The organism is Bradyrhizobium sp. (genome assembly GCF_019242285.1).
Classification (GTDB): domain Bacteria; phylum Pseudomonadota; class Alphaproteobacteria; order Rhizobiales; family Xanthobacteraceae; genus Bradyrhizobium.
On the sequence record NZ_JAFAVV010000222.1, the window covers coordinates 1 to 20360 of the forward strand.

At 66.6% G+C, this 20360-nt stretch carries 16 protein-coding genes and 1 pseudogene; 11 read left to right on the plus strand and 6 right to left on the minus strand.

Going from position 1 to position 20360, the window contains the following annotated elements; all coding sequences use genetic code 11:
* Positions 1 to 112: 112 nt before the first annotated feature.
* Both JOY90_RS08605 and gluQRS read right to left on the minus strand, forming a co-directional pair.
* Positions 113 to 1273: pseudogene (locus JOY90_RS08605) on the minus strand (ATP-binding protein); the annotation flags it as partial.
* Between the two features lie 104 nt (positions 1274 to 1377).
* Complete coding sequence (gene gluQRS, locus JOY90_RS08610) at positions 1378 to 2253, minus strand: tRNA glutamyl-Q(34) synthetase GluQRS (protein WP_291690717.1); 876 nt, start codon at positions 2251 to 2253, stop codon at positions 1378 to 1380.
* 37 nt (positions 2254 to 2290) lie between these two features.
* On the opposite strand from gluQRS, the gene JOY90_RS08615 reads away from it, so the two are divergent.
* The 3 genes from JOY90_RS08615 to JOY90_RS08625 all read left to right on the plus strand — a co-directional run bounded on the left by JOY90_RS08615 (position 2291) and on the right by JOY90_RS08625 (position 5929).
* Complete coding sequence (locus tag JOY90_RS08615; protein ID WP_291690718.1) at positions 2291 to 2944, plus strand: DNA-3-methyladenine glycosylase 2 family protein; 654 nt, start codon at positions 2291 to 2293, stop codon at positions 2942 to 2944.
* A 153-nt stretch (positions 2945 to 3097) separates the two neighbouring features.
* Positions 3098 to 4873 (plus strand): NAD(P)/FAD-dependent oxidoreductase, encoded by a 1776-nt coding sequence (locus JOY90_RS08620; RefSeq protein ID WP_291690719.1) that lies wholly within the window; start codon positions 3098 to 3100, stop codon positions 4871 to 4873.
* A gap of 87 nt (positions 4874 to 4960) precedes the next feature.
* Positions 4961 to 5929: a peptidyl-alpha-hydroxyglycine alpha-amidating lyase family protein gene (locus JOY90_RS08625; protein WP_291690720.1), complete on the plus strand. Its 969-nt coding sequence runs from the start codon at positions 4961 to 4963 to the stop codon at positions 5927 to 5929.
* Positions 5930 to 5975: 46 nt separating this feature from the next.
* On the opposite strand, the gene JOY90_RS08630 is transcribed toward JOY90_RS08625, so the two are convergent.
* Entirely contained in the window at positions 5976 to 6509 is a 534-nt protein-coding gene (locus JOY90_RS08630) for a tripartite tricarboxylate transporter substrate binding protein (protein ID WP_291690721.1), read from the minus strand.
* 170 nt (positions 6510 to 6679) lie between these two features.
* Between JOY90_RS08630 and JOY90_RS08635 the strand changes: the two genes are divergently transcribed.
* Positions 6680 to 7237, plus strand: coding sequence for an HNH endonuclease (locus JOY90_RS08635; RefSeq protein ID WP_291690722.1), 558 nt, complete (start codon positions 6680 to 6682; stop codon positions 7235 to 7237).
* An 889-nt stretch (positions 7238 to 8126) separates the two neighbouring features.
* Here the strand turns inward: JOY90_RS08635 and JOY90_RS08640 are convergent.
* The 3 genes from JOY90_RS08640 to JOY90_RS08650 form a co-directional block, all read right to left on the minus strand.
* Positions 8127 to 9458 (minus strand): Rieske 2Fe-2S domain-containing protein, encoded by a 1332-nt coding sequence (locus JOY90_RS08640; protein ID WP_291690723.1) that lies wholly within the window; start codon positions 9456 to 9458, stop codon positions 8127 to 8129.
* Positions 9459 to 9631: 173 nt separating this feature from the next.
* Positions 9632 to 10609, minus strand: coding sequence for a tripartite tricarboxylate transporter substrate binding protein (locus JOY90_RS08645; RefSeq protein ID WP_291690724.1), 978 nt, complete (start codon positions 10607 to 10609; stop codon positions 9632 to 9634).
* Between the two features lie 88 nt (positions 10610 to 10697).
* Positions 10698 to 11627: a hypothetical protein gene (locus tag JOY90_RS08650; RefSeq protein WP_291690725.1), complete on the minus strand. Its 930-nt coding sequence runs from the start codon at positions 11625 to 11627 to the stop codon at positions 10698 to 10700.
* A gap of 277 nt (positions 11628 to 11904) precedes the next feature.
* Between JOY90_RS08650 and JOY90_RS08655 the strand changes: the two genes are divergently transcribed.
* From JOY90_RS08655 to JOY90_RS08685, 7 genes are all read left to right on the plus strand, one after another.
* Complete coding sequence (locus tag JOY90_RS08655) at positions 11905 to 15225, plus strand: adenylate/guanylate cyclase domain-containing protein (RefSeq protein ID WP_291690726.1); 3321 nt, start codon at positions 11905 to 11907, stop codon at positions 15223 to 15225.
* Positions 15226 to 15376: 151 nt separating this feature from the next.
* Positions 15377 to 16354, plus strand: coding sequence for a S1C family serine protease (locus JOY90_RS08660; RefSeq protein ID WP_291690727.1), 978 nt, complete (start codon positions 15377 to 15379; stop codon positions 16352 to 16354).
* Positions 16355 to 16365: 11 nt separating this feature from the next.
* A complete protein-coding gene (locus JOY90_RS08665; protein ID WP_291690728.1) occupies positions 16366 to 16521 on the plus strand; it encodes a hypothetical protein in 156 nt (51 codons plus the stop codon).
* A 66-nt stretch (positions 16522 to 16587) separates the two neighbouring features.
* Positions 16588 to 17661 carry a phospholipase gene (locus JOY90_RS08670; protein WP_291690729.1) on the plus strand — a complete coding sequence of 358 codons (1074 nt, stop codon included), beginning with the start codon at positions 16588 to 16590 and terminating at the stop codon, positions 17659 to 17661.
* A gap of 139 nt (positions 17662 to 17800) precedes the next feature.
* Positions 17801 to 19156 carry a hypothetical protein gene (locus JOY90_RS08675; protein WP_291690730.1) on the plus strand — a complete coding sequence of 452 codons (1356 nt, stop codon included), beginning with the start codon at positions 17801 to 17803 and terminating at the stop codon, positions 19154 to 19156.
* Positions 19157 to 19183: 27 nt separating this feature from the next.
* Positions 19184 to 20005, plus strand: coding sequence for a hypothetical protein (locus tag JOY90_RS08680; RefSeq protein ID WP_291690731.1), 822 nt, complete (start codon positions 19184 to 19186; stop codon positions 20003 to 20005).
* Positions 20006 to 20090: 85 nt separating this feature from the next.
* Positions 20091 to 20297 (plus strand): hypothetical protein, encoded by a 207-nt coding sequence (locus JOY90_RS08685; RefSeq protein WP_291690732.1) that lies wholly within the window; start codon positions 20091 to 20093, stop codon positions 20295 to 20297.
* Positions 20298 to 20360: the final 63 nt, after the last annotated feature.

A 20360-nucleotide genomic window follows, 5' to 3' on the forward strand; every position in this document is an offset into this window, starting at 1 on the left:
CTGAATGCGGCGATCATCAAGTCGCGGCTGCCGCGCGGCGTGTCGCTTCAAGCAGCGCAGTCGCTAAAGCCCGCGGAGACACAGGCTTGAGCAGGAAGGCGTCGGCCCCGGCTTCGCGCGAGGCCGCCTCGTCGTCGCCGCTGCCGGAGACGCCGATCACGGGGATGCAGCCCTGCGGCGGACCGAGCGCGCGGATCCGCCTGATCGCCTCGACCCCGCCGATGCCCGGCAGCACCATGTCCATCAGCACGGCGTCGAAGGCGCCCTGGGCGATCCGCTCCACGACGGCTTCGCCCCGCCCGATGAATTCGGCCTGATGCCCGAGCTCGTTCAGGATGGTATTGAGGACGACCCGGCCGAACGGATTGTCCTCGACGCTGAGGACACGCAGCGACGGTATCGCTTCCGGGGCGGCTTCGTCGCTCGTCGCCGGTCCTGCCGTCCGCGGCGCCTCTGCGGGCCGCAGCGCCACCGTCAGGGTGAAGGCAGTGCCGCCGCCGGGACGCTGTGCCACCACGATGTCGCCCCCCATCGTACGCGCGAGCTGCTTGACCGAGGACAGGCCCAGCCCCGCGCCGCCGAAACGCGAGGCGATCGAGACATTGGCTTGCGAGAACGGACGAAACAGGCGCCGGATCTCCGGCAGGCTCAACCCGATGCCGCTGTCGGACACGGTAAAAGCCGCGCCGACCTTGCCTTTGCCCGCCGGCGCCGGCCGTGCCTCCAGGGCGACGGTGCCGCGCTCAGTGAATTTCACCGCATTGTCGACCAGGTTCTCCAGCGCCGCCCGCAGGCCGACGAGATCGCCGACCACGAGCGACGGCAGCACCTCGGACAGGATCACCTCGGATTGCAGCCCCTTGGCCGCTGCGCGGCCCGCCAACGAATTGCCGACGCTGCGGGCGAGCGCCCGCAGGTCGAACAGCGCCTCACGTGCAACGGTCGCGGCGCCAGCGCCCCCGCGCGCGGTCTTCGCGGCGTCGACGAACAGGGTCGCGAGGCTCGCCAGGTGCTCCGCCCCCGCCTTGATGGTGTCGACCCAGCGCCGCTCCCGCTCGCCGAGGTCCGAGGTGGCGAGCAGGTCGCTGATGGCGAGAATGCCGGTCAGCGGCGTGCGGACCTCATGGGCGAACACGGCAAGCGCGGTCTCCACCACGCCGCGCGAGCTGATGCGCTTCGGCGTCTTCCGCGCGAGAGCGCGAGACGTTGGCTTTTTTACGGGCCGCTTCTTCGGCGCGCGCTTGACGCGCCTTGGCCGCGATCTTGCCGTCATGACTCCCCTTTACCCGCGCCACGATCAGCATCGCACGGCCGGGTGGGCAGAGTCACGGTAACGTTTCGGACATTCACCCGGGATATCCGTGACAGGTTAACGAGCTAGACCCAAGCCAGACCAATGAGACGGCGGATGTCGGCCGGCGTTGCGCCCTTCGCGCGCAGCGCGCGCAGGCCGGTCGCGGCAGAGGATTTGGAGAGCTTGCACCCCGCGTCGTCGCGGATCAGACGATGGTGCCGATAGGACGGCTCGGACAAGCCGAGCAGGCGTTGCAGCAGCCGGTGTATGCCCGTTGCGTGGAATAGATCCTGGCCACGAACGACCTCGGTCACCCCCTGCAGCGCGTCATCGATCACGACCGAGAGATGATAGCTGGTCGGTGTCTCCTTGCGCGCCAGAATGACGTCGCCCCATCTCTCCGGCTCGGCCGCGATCGGTCCCGTCTCCCCATCGGGCCCCTCCCCCCGCTCCATCCAGCTCAACGCACCCGCCAGCGCGACCGCGGCCGCCACGTCCAGCCGCAACGCATAGGGTGCGCCCGATTCGAGCCGCTGCGCGCGCTCGTCAGGCGAGAGGACCTTGGAGCCGCCCGGATAAAGCGGCGCGCCGTCGGGATCCCGCGGCCAATCGCCCCCCACCTCACGCTCCGCCACCAGCCGCGCGATCTCGGTGCGGCTCTCGAAGCTCGGATAGACCAGGCCTTGCGCCACGAGCCGCTGCAGCGCTTGCGCGTAGGAGCCGAGATGCTCGGACTGCCGCCGCACCGGCATCTCCCAGGCCATGCCGAGCCAGGCGAGATCCTCATAGATCGCGGTTTCGAATTCGGCCCGGCAGCGGGTCGGGTCGATGTCCTCGATCCGCAGCAGGAAGCGGCCGCCGCTTTCGCGCGCCAGATCGAAATTCAACAGCGCCGAATAGGCGTGCCCGAGATGCAGGTGGCCGTTCGGGCTCGGGGCAAAACGGAAGACGGGCCGCATTGATCTCTCATCCCGGGCGTGGTGGGGTCGAGCGGCAATGCTGATCCATCTCGAGACCCAGGACGACCTTGACGAAGCCATACGCGTGTTGGTCAAGCAGGACAGGCGGCTTGCGCCGATCCTCGAGGCGACCGGCATGCCGGCGCTGCGGCGGCGCGAACCCGGCTTTGCCGGCCTCGCCCACATCGTCTGCGGCCAGCAGCTCTCGACCGCGAGCGCTGCCGCGATCTGGGCCCGGCTGAGCCAGGCCTTCGATCCCCTCGATGCCATCGCGTTCCGCCGTGCCCGCGCCGACCGGCTGGGCCGGCTCGGCCTGTCGGTGGCCAAGATCAAGACGCTCAAGAACGTCGCACGCGAGCTGGCCGCCGAGCGGCTCAATCTCGACGTGCTCGCCAACGAGGACGCCGATGCCGCGCACCGGACGCTGACCTCGCTGCACGGCATCGGGCCGTGGACCGCCGACATCTACCTGTTGTTCTGCCTCGGCCATGGCGACGCCTGGCCCGCGGGCGACCTGGCGGTGCAGGAGGCGGTCAGGACCGGGCTCGGGCTGAAGGCGCGGCCGAATCCGAAAGAGATGGCGCCGCTGGCCGAGCCGTGGCGGCCGCTGCGCGGTGCGGCGGCGCATCTGTGGTGGAGCTACTACCGCGTCATCAGGAAGCGCGAGGGCGTGATCGGCGCGAGCCAATAGCGCAGCGCCACCCCCAGCTCCAACAGGAGCGCTCGCCGACGTATTCGATCCGATCAAGGGCACATGCAGCCGTCCTCGCTTTCTGCCCCGCCTGAAACGGTATAGCCTGACGGCGGGGCAGGAGCCGCCAACAAGCAAGAATGAGAAACGCCGATGCTCGACAAGACCAGTGATGTCACCGTCGCCGTGGACAGCTGGCTCGCGCAATTCGAAGCCGCCCTGGCCGACAACGACGGCGATGCGCTGAGGCGGCTGTTTCTTTCCGAGAGCTATTGGCGCGATGTGCTGGCGCTGAGCTGGCACATCCAGACCTTCAATGGCGCGCCCGCCATCCTGCAAGCCTTGCAGGCCCGTGTCGCGCAGCCGAGGGGATTTGCGGTCGATGCCGAACGCGCGCCGCCGCGCCAGGTGACGCGCGCCGGCACCGCGGCGATCGAGGCGATCTTCAACTTCGAGACCGATATCGGTCGCGGCGACGGCATCGTCCGGCTGATTCCGGACACAGCCGACGGCAACCGGCTGAAGGCCTGGACGCTGCTCACGGCGCTCGAGGGGCTGAAGGGGTTCGAGGAGGAACTCGGGTCGGCGCGGCCGCGCGGCCAGTCCTATTCGCGCGACTTCCGCGGGCCGAACTGGCTCGACCTGCGCAATGCCTCTCTCGCCTATGCCGATCGCGATCCGGCCGTGCTGGTGGTCGGCGGCGGCCAGTCGGGCCTTGCGATCGCGGCGCGGCTGAAGCTGCTCAAGGTCGACACGCTGATCGTCGACCGCGAGACGCGGATCGGCGACAACTGGCGCAAGCGCTACCATGCGCTGACCCTGCACAACCAGGTGCATGTCAATCATCTGCCCTACATGCCATTCCCGCCGAGCTGGCCGGTCTACATCCCCAAGGACAAGCTCGCCAACTGGCTCGAATCCTATGTCGACGCCATGGAGCTGAACGTCTGGACCGGCACCGAATTCGAAGGCGGGACTTATGATGAGACCAAGGCGTGCTGGCACGTGGTGTTGCGCAAGGCGGACGGCACCCGGCGCGAGATGCATCCGCGCCATATCGTGATGGCGACGGGCGTGAGCGGCATCCCCAATCTGCCCGCGATGCCGGGCCTGACGGATTTCAAGGGCAAGGTGCTGCATTCCAGCGCATATGATGATGGCGAGCGCTGGAACGGCAAACGCGCGATCGTCATCGGCACCGGCAATTCCGGCCATGACATCGCCCAGGATCTCGAAGGCAGCGGCGCCGACGTCACGCTGGTGCAGCGCTCCTCCACGCTCGTCGTCAACATCGAGCCGTCGGCGCAGCTCGTCTATGCGCCCTACAGCGAGGGCACGCTGGAGGACAACGACCTGATCGCGCTCTCGATGCCGCTGGCGCTGGGGCGGCGCAGCCATGCCATGCTGACCGAGCAGGCGCGGCAGATCGACAAGCCGTTGCTCGACGGGCTCGAAAGCCGCGGCTTCCAGCTCGATTTCGGCGAGGACGGCACCGGCTGGCAGTTCAAATACCTGACCCGCGGCGGCGGCTACTACTTCAACGTCGGCTGCTCCGATCTCATCGTCTCCGGCGCGGTGAAGCTGAAGCAGTTTGCCGAGATCGACCGTTTCGTCGCCGAAGGCGTGCGGCTGAAGCGTGGCGAAACCATCGAGGCCGACCTCGTGGTGCTGGCGACCGGCTACCGGCCGCAGGAGGAGCTGGTGCAGAAGCTGCTGGGCAAGCAGGTTGCGGACCGCGTCGGCCCGATCTGGGGTTTTGGCGACGGCCAGGAATTGCGCAACATGTATGTGCGCACCGGTCAACCGGGCCTCACCTTCATCGCCGGCGGTCTCGCGCAATGCCGCATCAACTCGAAATTCCTGGCGCTGCAGATCAAGGCGATCGAGGAAGGGATGTTGCCGCGCGGGGCTGCTTCCGCAGCGGAGTGACACGAACGAGGCCTGCAATCTCGAGATTCCGGGTTCGCCGTGCGGCCGCCCCGGAATGATGGCAAGAACAAACAGGGAGAAAAATACATGCCGAACATCCTGGGCACCGGCGAGCATCGCTATCGCGTGGTGGAGAACTGGGCGAAGCTGCCCGACGGCTGGAAGCTGACCGACGTCGCCTCCGTCGCGGTCGACAGCAAGGACCAGGTCTATGTCTTCAACCGCGGCGAGCATCCGATGATCGTGCTCGACCGCGCCGGCAATTTCCTGCGGAGTTTTGGCGAAGGCCTGTTCAGCCGCGCGCACGGGCTCCATATCGATGCCGACGACCAGCTCTACTGCACCGATGACGGCGACCACACCGTGCGCAAATGCACGGGCGAAGGCAAGGTGCTGCTGACCATCGGCATTCCCGGCAAGCCTGCGCCCTACATGAGCGGCGAGCCGTTCCACCGCTGCACCCACACCGCGCTGTCGCCGAAGGGCGAGATCTACGTCTCCGACGGCTATGGCAATGCCTGCGTGCACAAGTTCAGCCCGGACGGCAAGCTGATCAAGAGCTGGGGCGCGCCGGGAAGCGATCCGGGCCAGTTCAACATCGTCCACAACATCGCCTCCGACTCCGACGGCTTCGTCTATGTCGCCGACCGCGAGAACCACCGCGTCCAGGTGTTCGACGGCGAGGGCAAATACGAGACGCAGTGGAACAATCTGCACCGTCCCTGTGCGCTCTGCTGCTGCGGCGGCAAAAAGCCGAACTTCATCATCGGCGAGCTCGGACCGGGCATGCCGGTCAATCTCAAGGTGCCCAATCTCGGGCCGCGCCTGACGCTGGTCGATGCCAGCGGAAAGCGCCTCGCGCGGTTCGGCGGCGAGCACGGCCCGGGTCTGGAGACCGGGAAATTCCTCGCGCCGCACGGGCTCGCGCTCGACTCCAAGGGCGACATCTATGTCGGCGAGGTCGGCGTCACCAACTGGAAGACCAGCTTTCCGGACCAGCCGATGCCGGACGTGGTCCGCACCAGCCTGTGCCTGAAGAAGCTGGAGAAGATCTAGCAAGCGCGTAGCTCCGTCATTGCGAGCCCTGTCATAGCGGGATCCGTCATTGCGAGCACTCGTTCGCAGTAACGGACAGACCGCACTCCCCCTTGATGTCGGCCGCCTTCATGATCGGCCACCAGCGCTCGGCCTCCTGCTTCTGGAACGCGCGCAGCGCTTGCGGCGACTGCTCGCTGATCGGCGTGAGCTGGATGCCGAGTTCGGCGAAGCGCTGCTTCACCGCGGATCGGCCAAGACCTGCGCCATCGTCGTGTTCAGCCAGCTTGTAGAGGCCGCCGGTCAGCATGTGGGTGGTGGAGGTGCCGATCGAGAGCGTATAGCCGTCGGCGGCCGAGCGCACCGCGCGGCTGACCCCGATCGAGCCGGCCGCGCCTGCGACGTTCTCGATGACGATGGGCTGCCCCAAAATTGCCCGCATCTTCTCAGCCAGGAACCGCGCATGGGTGTCGGTGCCGCCGCCCGCTGAAAATGGCACCATCAGGGTCACCGGCCGGGCCGGATAGTCGTCGGCACGGACCGCGCCATTGCCGGCAAACATCACAAACGCAGCGACCGCGAGCCAAAACAGGCTTCGCATTCGTCCCCTCCCCACCAATTTGTGATCCCGAAAGCGCGCGATCCCTGCGCGCGGCACATGGACCCGGCCCTCGGGATAAGCTCTTCTAAGCTCTTCACAATCCCGTCACGCTGCATGTAGTATGTCAATACGTGCTGCTTCGCAGCCGATACGGGAGCCAGGAGCGTTATTTGAACGCACATGTCTCGCAAGGCGGTTGGCCGGTGCTGGTGTTGAATGCGGACTTCCGGCCGCTGAGTTACTACCCGCTGTCGCTCTGGTCGTGGCAGGACGCGATCAAGGCGGTGTTCCTCGACCGCGTCAATATCGTCGAGCACTATGATCGTGCGGTGCGCAGCCCCTCCTTCGAGATCCAGCTGCCGAGCGTGGTGTCGCTGAAATCCTTCGTCAAGCCGACGACCCATCCCGCCTTCACCCGCTTCAACGTCTTCCTGCGCGACCGCTTCGTTTGCCAGTACTGCTCCTCGGGTGATGACCTGACCTTCGACCACATCGTCCCGCGCTCCAAGGGCGGCCAGACCACCTGGGAGAACGTCGTCGCGGCCTGCTCGCCCTGCAACCTGAAGAAGGGCAATCTGACGCCGCAGCAGGCCAAGATGTTCCCGAGACAGGCGCCCTACGCGCCGACGGTGCACCAGCTCCATCGCAACGGCCGGCTGTTTCCGCCGAACTATTTGCATGATTCCTGGCTCGACTATCTCTATTGGGACACCGAGCTCGATCCGTAGCGGTGAGATCTGTAGGGTGGGCTAGACGCAGTAAGACTAAGGCGCGGAGCGACGTGCCCACCGTTATTTCGACAGCGTTACTCCGGGGTGGTGGGCACGCTTCTGCCTTGGCGTGGCAAGCCTCGTGCAAGTGGCCGCTTTGCCCACCCTACGCATCTCGCATGTGTCGCGAAGCGCCGACCATTCCGATTTGACCTTTTCAAAGAACTGAACGGACAGGCGTCCGCATTGCCGCGGCGCGCATCGCGCCCGACTTTTGCCGAGACCGCCCTCGAGGAAGATGAGGGCGCAGGGAAGACCGGGTGCCGGCTGGCACCCATGGCCCCCGTGCAACAGAAAACGCACGGGGCAGGAACCACAGGCTCAGCCGAGTTGACCCGGCCTTCCCTGCGCGGTGGTTTACGTCTTATAGCGCGCTCTCCCGGGTGAACGGGCTGTCTTGCCACCCTCGCCTGCGTCGATGCGAGGCATCGCCGCCGACTTGATCCCAGCGTCGCGGGATCAGGACCACACGCCTTCGCCGTCCGCCGCATCGCCAGTCGTCTCGCGCAAAAGCGCCTGACATTGCAGCGTCCACCGCATCCCGCCTCCAACGTCCGTGACGACCGCGAAACGTCCCTCATCTGGAGGCGGGACGGCGCAGAATATACATCCGATTCTAGTTTCTGAAAAAGAGAAATATTTGTGGCGGACGGGCTTGACCCGCCAGGCAAATCAATTGCGTCCGAGGTTCGTAGGGCGGGTTAGTCGTACTAAGTCACATGTGTGGTGCTCTCGTTGAAATTCTTGAGCTTTTTGGAACGACCATATTTGCACAAAGACGAGTCGATTCAATGGCTTGAGTCTTCTTGTGACTCAGTACGATTAGTACTAATCCGCCCTACGCAAGCTACTCCGCTGCACGCAGCGGGGGCGACGGGTGCAGGGCCGCGGCCAGTTGCCTGGCATAGACGTCCTGCCACGGACTCCTGTCCTCGCTGACGAAGTAGCCGCTGCGCGCGCCGCGGAACACTTCGGCATCCGCGACGCCGGGCGGCAGGATGCGCTGGTCGCGTAGCGCGCGGGCGGCCATCAACAGGCGGCGGCGCGTGCGCGTGATCATCTGGTCCGACGGCGCGAGATGCTCGAAGGCGTGGTCGGTGACCGGCCCCATGCTTTCGGTGATCGCCTGGTCCTGCAAATGGATGCCGTCGATGCCGCTGTAGATCGCGTTGCTCTGCTGCGCGGCACGGTCGATCTGCCAGTCATTGCCTTCATTCGCCGCGAGCCGGAAACGGCCGAGCCAGTCCGTCGTGTTCGGCAGCAGCCTGTTGCCACGCCCGGTGCCGCCGACCGGCGTGCCGTCCTTGAAGGCGGGCTGCGGCTGCGTGTGCGCCGAGACGCCACGCGTCCAGCGCAGGAAGCAGAACATGGTATGGCCATCGTCGAGCGGCACCCAGGCGCGGGCATGGACGTGGCTCGCGAACTCGCCATTGGGCGCGAGCGTCCAGAACGGAAAGGCGAAGCTCGCGAAGCGCCAATAGGTGCTCTCCGCCCCGGCCGCGCGGTAGGCGGCGTATTGCGTGCCCCAGGGGGTGTCGGCGATGTGGTACTCCGGGGCACGGTTGGTGACGGTGTGATAGATCGGACCGTCCGCCGGCACGTCGTCCTGATCGACATGACCGGCATGCAGGAAACCGAAATGCGAGGTGTCGATCTCGCCTTCGATCGCCTGCAGATAGTTGCATTCGCGCTGAATGAAGGTGACGCTGACCTCGTCCTCGGGCGCGTCGAGGATTTCGAAGGCCGGCAGCGGCGGCGCCTTGGCGGCAGATCCCATGTAGACCCAGACGATGCCGGCGCGCTCGACGGCAGGGAAGGCTCTCGCCTTCACCTTGTGCTTGAAATCCTGCTGCGGCGGCACGCTCGGCATGTCGACGCAGTTGCCGGCGACGTCGAACTTCCAGCCATGATAGATGCAGCGGATGCCGCCTTCCTCGTTGCGTCCGAGAAACAACGAGGCGCAGCGATGCGGGCAGCGATGGTCCATCACGCCGACGCGGCCCGCACTGTCGCGGAACGCGATCAGCTTCTCGCCGAGCAGCATCAGCCGGACCGGCGCGCGGTCCCGCACGAGCTCCGAGGACATCGTCGCGGGAAGCCAGTAGTGCCGCATCAACTCGCCCATCACCGTTCCGGGACCGACCTGCGTGAGCTCGCGCCCTTCCGCCAAAGTTGTCATCACACCCTCCGATGCGGCCACGGCCGCTGAATGAATCCAATGTCGTGACGGACCGCGTCCGTCCGGTACCCCATCGTAGCCCGGATCGGCGCAGCGACATCCGGGACCGCGCGTGAAACCCGGATATCGCTGCGCTCATCCGGGCTACATCCCACGTTGGCCGATGACCAATCCTAGTCGGCCCTGACGTTGGCCATCCGTATCACCTTGCCCCACTTCTCGGTTTCCTCGGCGATCAGCCTCGCGAAATCGGATGGCGAGCCGATGGCAACCGCGGCGCCGAGCTCGGCGAACCGCGCCTTCAATGTCGCATCCGCAAGGCCCGCATTGATCTCTCCGTTCAGCCTGTCGACGATCTCGGCCGAAATCCTGCGGGGCGCGCCGATGCCGTACCAGCCACTCGCCTCGTAGCCGGCCACGAACTCGCCCACGGTCGGAACATCGGGCAGGACGCGCGAGCGGGCGGCCGTCGTGACGGCCAGCGCGCGAAGCTTGCCACCCCTGACATATTCGATCGAGGAGGACTGCGGGCTGAACATCATCTGCACCTGGCCCGCGATGAGATCGGTGAGCGCCGGCGGCGAGCCGCGATAGGGCACATGCACCATGTCGACACCGGCCATGATCTTGAACAGCTCGCCGGCCACGTGCGGGCCGGTGCCATTGCCCGCCGACGCCATGTTCAGCTTGCCCGGATGGGCCTTGGCATAGGTGATGAATTCGCCGACGGTCGTCGCCGGAAACGACGGATGCACCTCCATGACGTAGGCCTCGTGGCTGATGCACGCGACCGGCGCGATGTCGGCCATGAAATCGTAGTTGAGCCGCTGGTAGAGCGTCGCGTTGACGGCGTTGGCGATGCTCACCAGCAGCAGCGTATGTCCATCGGCGGGCGCGCCCACCACGGTTTCGGTCGCGATGTTGCCGCCGGCACCGGGCCTGTTCTCGACGATGAACTGCTGGCCGAGCCGGTCGGACAACCATTGCGCGAGCAGACGGGCCGCGATGTCGGGCGCGCCGCCGGCAGCGAAGCCGACGATGATGCGGACCGGCCGCGCCGGATAGACCGCTGCGTTCGCAAGGCCCGAGACAACCGGAAGACCGGCGGCGATCCCGGCCAGATGCAGGAACTGACGGCGAGGAAGTTTCAAGCTCGAACTCCATCAACCGGTGCACCGACGCAAGCGCAAGCATGCTTCCTGCGGCAGCCAACAGCAGATTCAGCAGCGTTTTCGCCTGTTAGTCAGCTTCGTATAGGACCGGCGGCAAAGCAAGCGCCGACGCTGTCCCGTGAGAATTTGACATCGGTCGCCCCCGATTGGAGACGTCATCTTCCCGTCGAGCCCGAAGCTCTGCGATACCGGCATCCACGGACGCGACACCGGCTATCGCTCGCACGCGGAAGACCGCCTCGCTCACCGATGCCCAGCTCGAAGTGCTGCTGCGCTGCGGATTCACGAGGTCTACCGCGCCTCGGTGACGGCCTGCGCGCGCGATCTCATGCTCGACGAGGCGACCTCGGAGCGCCTGTCCGATACGGCGCGAGGCGGCTGATGCTCTCGCGCGCGAGGTCGAGCGTGTAGTTCGAATTGATGTCGACCATGATCTCGACGTCGTCGCCGAGGATGCGCCGCGCCGCGGCGACGCGGGCTCGTCGGAGGCCGGCGAGATGCCGATCTTGATCTTGACCGCGCGGTGTCGACTTTTGGCCATGGCCTCGATCTGCGGCGCAAGGTCGCGTTCGCTGTCGTTGGTCAGATAGCCTCCGGACGCATAGATATGCACGTTGTCCGCCTGCTTGCCGCCGATCAGGCGGTGCACCGGCTGCTTCAACAGCTTGCCGGCGGCGTCCTTGGCCGCGATATCGATGCCGGAGATGCACCAGGTCAGCGGGCCCTGCACGCCGAAAAGATATTGGCGCGCCAGCATCAGGGAGTAGGCATGCTCGATGTCGAGCACGTTGACGCCAGTGAGACAGCTCTTGAGCAGCGGCAGATAAGCCAGATTGGCCTGCGGCAGTCCCCACGCCTCGCCGATCCCCTCGGTACCGTCGGCAAGCTTCAGCCGCACCAGGGTGGCAGCCCGCGCGGTGGCCAGCGATTTCGACATTCCGTAGGCGGCGGACAGCAGCGCCTGGACAGGAATGAACGAAATGTCCTCGATGACCATCGCTTGCGTCTCCGCCGGCGGCCACAGCGAATGCAACCCGACACCGGATCAATTGTGGCCGATGGTGGGCCAGTTGCGCGGACGGCGCAAGGGTACGGCCACCCTTGCAGGCGCCGAGCGCGCGTGCAGCGACCGCAGGACGGTCGCTCGGATACGCGCCGATTCTCGCGCAAAGATGACGCAAGCTCGGCGATTGGCGATGGACAGCCCCGACGATTAGTTGTGCAACCACGGCGATTTTTCACTATGTTCCGCGCCGCACTGGAGACCCCTATCGATGGACGTCGGGACCTGGCTCGGCAGCCTCGGCCTTGATCAGTATGCTGCGCTGTTTCGCGAGCAGCACATTGATGCCGATGTGCTGCCGGAGCTGACCGATCAGCATCTCGCCGATCTCGACATGCCGCTCGGTCACCGGCTGCGGCTGCTGCGCGCGATCCGCGAGCTGCCCGCGGAACGGCGCGCGCAAAGCGGCCCGGAGCGGCGGCAGTTGACGGTGATGTTCTGCGATCTCGTCGGCTCGACCGAGCTGACGGCGCAGCTCGACCCCGAGGACATGGCGGATCTGATCCGCGCCTTCCAGGGCGCCGTCGTGGCCTCGGTCGGACGATTCGACGGCCACATCGCCAAGTGGATGGGCGATGCCGCCATGGTGCTGTTCGGCTATCCGCGCGCGCATGAGGACGACGCCGAGCGCGCCACCCGCGCGGCGCTCGCGCTGGTGGAGGCGGTCGTACGCCTCGCATCGGAACATGCGGTGAGGATGCAGGTGCGGATCGGCATCTCGACCGGCCTCGTCGTGATCGGCGAACTGATCGGCCGCGGCGAAGCGCGCCTGCGCGGCCTCGTCGGCGAAACGCCGGACCTCGCCATGCGGCTGCAGGGCGTGGCCGAGCCCAACACCGTCCTGGTCTCGGAAACGACGCAGCGCCTGCTCGGCAAGGCGTTCGAGCTGAAGCCGCTCGGCGAGCAGGCGCTCCGAGGCTTTCCGTCGCTGGCCGCAGCCTGGCAGATCGTGAGCGAGCGGCAGAACGTCAGCCGCTTCGAGGCCTCGCATGCGGACGTCCTGACCCCGTTCGTCGGCCGCGAGACCGAGATCGCCGTGCTGCTCGAACGGTGGCATCACGCCCGCACGGAAGGCGCGCAGATCGTGTTGCTGTCGGGAGAAGCCGGCATCGGCAAGTCGCGCCTGCTGGCCGGCTTGCGCGAGCGCCTCGCGGGCGAGCAGCAGATGGTGCTTCGCTATCAGTGCTCGCCACACCGCACCAACGACGCCTTCCATCCGGTAGTCGGGCAGATCTGGCTCGCCGCCGGCTTCGTCAGCGGTGAGGCCGCCGGCGTGCGGCTCGCCAAGCTGGAGCGGATGATCGAGAGCACCGGCCTCCCGAGCCGCGACATCGCGCCCTATTTCGCCTCGCTGCTGACGCTCCCGACCGGCCAGCGCTATCCGGCCCTCGACCTGCCGCCCAGCGAGTTGAAGGAGCGCCTGATCGAGGCGCTGCTCGCGCTTCCGCTTCGCGTGGCGGCGCAGATGCCCGTGCTGATGATCGTGGAGGACGCGCATTGGATCGATCCGTCCTCGCTCGATCTGACCACGCGGCTGATCGAGCGGATGGACCGCCTGCCGATCCTGTTGGTGCTGACCTTCCGGCCGGAGTTCGTGCCGCCCTGGACGGCTCGGGCCAACGTCGCCTCGCTTTCGATCAACCGGCTCGAGCGGGATCAGTCGGTGGCGATGATCGAACCGATCACCGCGGGAAAGAAGCTGCCGGCGCCGGTGCTGGAGCAGATCCTGGCGAAGACGGACGGCGTTCCCCTGTTTTTGGAGGAACTCACCAAGAGCGTGCTCGAATCCGGGCTGCTGCGCGAAGAGAGCGGCGCCTATGTGCTCGCCACCGCGCTGACGCCGCTCGCGATCCCCTCGACCCTGCACGATTCGCTCACGGCGCGGCTCGACCGGCTGGCCCCGATCAAGGAAACCGCGCAGATCGGAGCGGCGATCGGGCGGGAGTTCTCCCATGCGCTGCTGGAGGCGGTATCCCCGATCAAGGGCGAGGCCTTGCACGAGGTCATGCATCGGCTGATCGAGGCCGAGCTGATCCACCGCCGCGGCTCCCTGCCCAAGACCAGCTACGTGTTCAAGCATGCACTGGTGCGCGACGTCGCCTATGATTCGCTGTTGCGCAGCCGGCGCCAGCGCATTCATGCCCATATCGCCTGGGCGCTCAGGCAGCACCTCACCGACGAGGAATATGCGCCGGCCACCATCGCCCATCACTACACCGAGGCCGGCCTTGCCGACCAGGCGGCGCAGGGCTGGCTCGTCGCCGCGGAATTCGCACTGTCGCAGTCGGCACCGGTGGAGGCGGAACGTCACGCCTCGAGCGGGCTCGCGCTGATCGCGGACATCGAGCCGAGCGCCGGACGCGATGCGCTCGAGCTCGGCCTTCTCGTCGCGCACGCCAACGCGCTGTGGCCCTTGAAGAGCATCTCCGCGCCGGAGACGTTCGCGGCCTTGATGGCGGCAAAGCGGTTGCTCGATCGCGGCATCGGCACCGACCTGCAGCGCGTCTCCGTTCTCTACGGACTGAGTTCGAGTTGCACCATCGCGGCGCGCCTGACGCGGGCGCGTGACTTCGCCCATCAGATCATCGACGCCGCGACACGGCACGACGATCCCAACTATCTCCTGATCGGACACCGTGCGCTCGGCACGCTCCAGTTCTACGCCGGAAGCCACCGCGAGGCGCTCGCAACCCTGCAGAAGAGCTCCGCCTGGCGGGACGCGCGGCGACAGAAGGCGCTGAGCGCATGGTTCGGCTGGGACCAGGGTATCGCCGTACGCTGCTACGAAGTGTTGGCCCGGCTGTCGCTCGGCCTGTTCGACAGCTCGGCCGCGCTCGCCGCGCAGGTCCGCGCCGAGCTCGCGAGCCACGGCCATCCCACGACCGTGGCATCGGCACAGTTCTGCGCGACGATCTGGCCGCAATTCGCGTTCGGCGAGTTCGAGGCGCTGGAGCGCGACAGCGCCGAGCTCGGCGTCTACTGCGCGGAGAAGAAGGTCGAGCAGATCCGGCTGTTGACGGGCCTGCTCGGAGCCTGCGCCAGCGCCATCCGCGAGCCGACCGAAAGCCGCATTGCCGGCATGCGCAACGCGCTGGTGGCGCTGCGCCAGTCCGGCGGAAATGCGGGAAATTCAATCATCCTGTCGAACATTGCCGAGGCGCTGCTGCTGGCCGGAGATCTGGCGGGCGCACGATCGGCGCTCGACGATGGTTTCGCCTTCGTCGCGCAATCCGGGGAAGCCTACTGGCTCGCCGATCTGCACCGTCTCGAAGGATGGATCGCGCTCAGGCAGCCCGAGGCGGATCGGCGCCGCGCCGAAGCCTGCTTTGCGAGGGCGATCGCGGTCGCGCAGAGCCAGGAGGCGCGCCTGCTCGAGCTGCGCGCGGCGAACGATCTCGTTCGGCTCCGGCGCGACACGGCACCCGCGCACGAGCTGCGTGCCTTGCTGGAGCCGGCACTGGCCGCCATCGAAGGCGGCGAGAATGTACGGGATGTCCGCGAGGCGAGGAACCTTCTCGCTGCTCTTGCTTGAGCGAGCATTGCAGACCCGCGACAAAGCCAGGAGCTAGTGCGCATCGGGACAAAATGATACACTGCGTTTCGCTTCGTGCCATCGCAACGGCGCCATGGCCGGATGTCCGCCAATCGCCACATCGTGGCGCCGACAGAACAGGAGAGCCACAATGGCCTCTTTGACCTTGACCGAGTGGAAAGTACCTCCCGCCTTTCAGCCCAGGGCTGGCGAATACGCGTTTGATCTCGATCGCGTGCTTTCCTCGGTCGTTGGCCTGCACTCCATCGTTGCAAACGACGCCTTCACCGCGGAAACGCTCGGAACCGAGCGCGTGGGTAATGGCGTCGTGATCGAGGACGGGCTCGTGCTCACCATCAGCTACCTGATCACCGAGGCGGAAACGGTGTGGCTGCATCTCGGGGACGGCCGCGTCATGGAAGGCCATGCGCTCGGCTTCGATGCCGTGACGGGCTTCGGCCTCGTGCAGGCTCTCGGCCGGCTGGAGCTTTCGCCCCTGCCGCTCGGCTCCTCGAGCGCGGCGAAGATCGGCGATCGCGTCGTGATCGGCGGCGCCGGCGGCCGCACCCGCTCGGTCGCGAGCCAGATCGACGTGAAGCAGGAGTTCGCCGGCTATTGGGAGTATCTGCTCGACGAAGCGATCTTCACCTCCCCCGCGCATCCCAATTGGGGCGGCACCGGCCTGATCGGGAGCAGTGGCGATCTGATCGGCATCGGCTCGCTGCAGCTCGAGCAGGAGCGCGGCGGACGGTCCGAACATGTCAACATGATCGTGCCGATCGATCTCTTGAAACCGGTCCTCGATGATCTGCGCAGGTTCGGCAGCGTCAACCGCCCGGCGCGGCCGTGGCTCGGCATGTACTCGACCGAGGTCGGCGACCGCCTCGTCGTGATCGGTATCGCCGACAAGGGACCCGCCGCGCGCGCCGAGCTCAAGACCGGCGACGTCATCCTCGCGATCAAGGGCGAGAAGATCACGAGCCAGGCCGCCTTCTACCGCAAGCTCTGGGCGCTCGGCGCAGCCGGGGTCGACGTGCCGCTCACCGTGCACCACGAAGGTGTCACCTTCGACGTCGTGCTGGCTTCGACCGACCGCGCGAAGCTGCTGAAGGGGCCGCGGCTCCACTGAGGTCCTTCCCTTTGACCGATCAGGGCGCCGGCAATGTCGGCGGCGGCCTCGTGGTGAGAAATTTCGTGCTCGTCGAATTCGACACCACGCTCCTGCTGCCTATGGGAATTGCCAACTCGACCTATTTGCGATTTAAGCGACAGGTGAACATGCCGGCGAAGACCTGAGGCAGGTCGTGGTCCGTCGATATCGGCCACGCTCGGGGACAGCCGGCTTCGCTGGAGACCAGCGCCATGAGCGACGCCGTGGTCGACGACATCGTCGCCGTGTTGCCGCCACTGCTGCAATCGCTCGAAGCACTGTCCTTTGTCGCGCGCCATCTCCACCCGCCGGAGTTCGAGCGCGTCATGGAAGCCGTGGGCACGCCGGGCCAGGCGCTACGCGCGGTACGTCCGCGGCTCGGTGAATGGCCGGCCGAGTTCGCGGCAGTGCGGGCGGCGCTGGAGGGTTCCAGCGACGCAGCGCTCGCCGCCTTCGCCGGCCTGGATGCGGTTCGCGGCGGCCGCGGCGACATATGGGAGGTGTTCCGTGCGCTGCGCCACGTCCCGCGCGCATTGGAGGCGCTGTATCCGCTGGCGGCGAAATTTCCGCCGGTCTCGAGCTTCTTCCTCGATCCGTCCGCGCAGGGCGATGCCGAGCTCGAGGCGCGGCTCGCGCGTCCGGCCGCCGACGACACCGGCGTCATGCACGACCACAACGAGCTCGGCAGCCGCGGTGGCTTCTCGGTGTATGTGCCGGAATATTACACGCCCGACCGCGCATTTCCGCTGGTGATGGCGCTGCACGGCGGCAGCGGCAACGGCCGCAACTTCCTCTGGAGCTGGCTCCGCGACGCGCGCAGCTTCGGTGCCATCCTGGTCGCGCCGACCGCGACCGGGCCGACCTGGGCGCTGATGGGCGCCGATACCGACACGCCGAACCTCAAGCGCATCCTCGACCATGTGCGAGGCCGCTGGAACGTCGATCCGGAACGCCTGCTGCTGACCGGTTTGAGCGACGGCGGCACGTTCTGCTACGTCAGCGGGCTGGAACGCGCCTCGCCGTTCACGCATCTGGCGCCGGTCGCCGCCACCTTCCATCCGCTGATGGCGGAACTGGCCGATGCGGAACGGCTGAAAGGATTGCCCATCTTCCTGACGCATGGCCGGCTCGACTGGATGTTCCCGGTGGAGGTGGCGCGGCACACCCGCTCCGCGTTGTCCGCGGCCGGCGCGGATGTGACCTATCGCGAGATCGACGACCTCAGTCATTGCTATCCGCGCGAGATCAACGCGGAGCTGCTGCGGCGGCTGGCCGCCGAGGCATGATTGCGGCCGGCGGCGAGAAGAATTCTGTCCGACACAATCTCGTCGGAATTTTTCCGCAAAAGAACGCGGGCCAAGTCTTGGCCAGCAGGAAGCGGGGGCTTTGATCGGCGCGGCTTTTCGGGCCGCAACAGGACGGTTCATGCCCTCAGAGCCTTCTTCCGTTTCGTCGCCACGCTCCTCCACCGCGGTGCTGCTCGCCAACGGCGTCAGCCGGCTCGAGGTCACCCTGAAGCTGACGACGGCCATTCTGGCGCTGGCCGCCGGCGTCTATACCTATCTCGGCGTTCGAGAGCTGCTGAACGGCAGCCCGACCATGGTGTTTTTCGCAGCCGTGATGTACTCGCTCGCGGTCTCGGTCGGCATCTACGCCTTCTGGGTGTTCATGATGCAGTTCATGCCGCATGTCACGAGCCATACCGGCCGCGGCCTGATGTTCGGCTGCATGCTGCTCGGATCGGCCATGATCGTGGCGATGTCGTCCTGGCTCAACGCCTCGGCGCTCGCCGGCGCCGCCGCAATCCAGCAGCACCTCGGCATCACGGTACAGAACTACACCCACGACCTCGACACCGCCAACACCAACGCGATCGCCGCACAGAGCCTGCTGCCGGACATCCAGCTTGCGTCCTCGCGATTTGCGCGGCTTGCCGATGCCGAGCGCGCCGGCTCGCTCACGGGCACCTCGGGCTCCGGCACGGTGGTGCAGCTCCTGACCCAGATGTCGGGCCAGCTCGACAGCCTCGGCCAGCAGGTGCAGGATTCGGCCAAGCGCGTCTCCACCCTGTATGACCAGGGCGGCAAGAGTCTTGCAAAAATGCGCGAATTGATTTCGGACCGCGGACCGATCTCCGCGCGCAGCGACGCCTTTGCCACGGAATCGCTGACGCTGATGGGCGTAATCGCCAATCTGCAGCAGACCTCGGTCGCCCCCGCGGTGAAGCGCGCGGCCACCTCGCTGTCGGCCGGCTTCATCGCGCCGGCCGCCGGCGGCCGCACCTCCGACCTGGCCGACCGGCAGACTGCCGTCGTCGGCAAGGTCGAGAGCTCGATCGCAACGCAGGCGCAATCGCTCGCCGATGCCGCCGACAAGATCCTGGCGATGCCGCATGTCGAGCCCGCTCGATTCCAGACGTTGTCACCGGCAGAGGCCGTGCTGCGCTATGCCGGCGATTTCATCCCGAGCTGGGCCGGCGCGATCTCGATCGACCTGATGCCGGCGGTGCTGGTCCTGATCCTGTGCGTGGTGCATGCTGCGATCCGGCGGGAAGGACTTCCCGCCGTCAGCGCCTCGAGCATGACGGCGAGCGATCTCGTCGCAGCGATGCGGATCGCGCGCGAGGTCGAGGAGGCGCGACACGCGGTCCGCGATGATACCATCGCGGCGCCTGCTCCGGAGGCGCGGGGTGAGCCGCCGCCCGCCGAACCCCAACCAGAAGAGCCCTCGCCGAAGGAAGAAAACGTCACATCGCTGTCCACGGCTCGACTGACAAAGTAGCGTATTATGTCGCCCTCCCCCACTCTGATGCAACGCCTCTCGGCCTGGCTTCCGGACAATCCCGACGAGACCGTGTTGCGCTGGATCTTCCGCTGCGTCGTCTCGGTGACGGTGGCCGTGCTGGCGGCCGATCTCGCCGGCATGAATGCCAGTGTCGGCAATCCCGACGCCAGCGAGATCAAGCCGGAGCCGGTCCCCGCCGCGCCGGCCCTGTTACCTTCGCTGCTCGCGCCGCTATTGCCGGATGGCGACAGGCGGCTGGTGCAGGTGCCGGAACCCAAGGGCCCGCTCGCGAACCCGATGAACTTCGAACTGGTCGGCGGCGGCAGGCTGATGGCGACCGGCACCATCACGCCGGGCATCTCGCAGGCCTTTGCCGCCGAGATCCAGAAGCGAGGCGACTATATCAGGACCGTGGTGCTGGATTCGCCGGGCGGTTCGGTCGCCGACGCACTGGCGATGGGCCGGCTGATCCGCGACAGAAAATTCGCCACCGAGGTCGAGCCCGGCAAGTTCTGCGCCTCGTCGTGCCCGCTGGTGTTCGCCGGCGGGATCGAGCGCCGCGCCGGCGACCGCGCCACGATCGGCGTCCACCAGATCGCGGCGGTCAGCCAGGATCGCGGCCCGCCCCGGGACGAGATGAGTCTGGCACAGAAAGTCTCCGCGCGCTGCCAACGCTATCTCGGCGACATGGGCGTCGATCTGCAGGTCTGGATCCACGCCATGGAGACGCCGCACGACAAGCTGTTCGTGTTCAAGCCGGACGAGCTGAAATCGCTCAGTCTGGTGACGGCGCCGCTTGCGACCGGCGGGCCGCTGCCGCCTGGCGTGGCCAAGTCGCGCTCGTGACCGGTTCCATATCGCGCGCTCCGGCAGGCCGGAACCATCCCCTGGGAACCGCGTTTCTCTGCGGTCATCGGAGGGGTTCACGACCATGCAGACTTTTCTTGGAATGATTCTGGGCGCGCTGCTTCTGATCGTCGGGGTCTATCTCTACGATTCGATACAGACGTCGGAGGTCGCCAACGGCCAGGTCGCACTGACCAATCGCACCATCGTGAATTGGGATGTCGCGGCCGCCGACTGGCGCGCGCTGAAGGTTCGTGCCCACGACGACTGGGTCCGAATCTCGGAGAAGTAATTGCGCTTCTCACATTGCAATCGCGACAAACGCGCTTTCGTCACGACGAAGGCGCGTTTATCT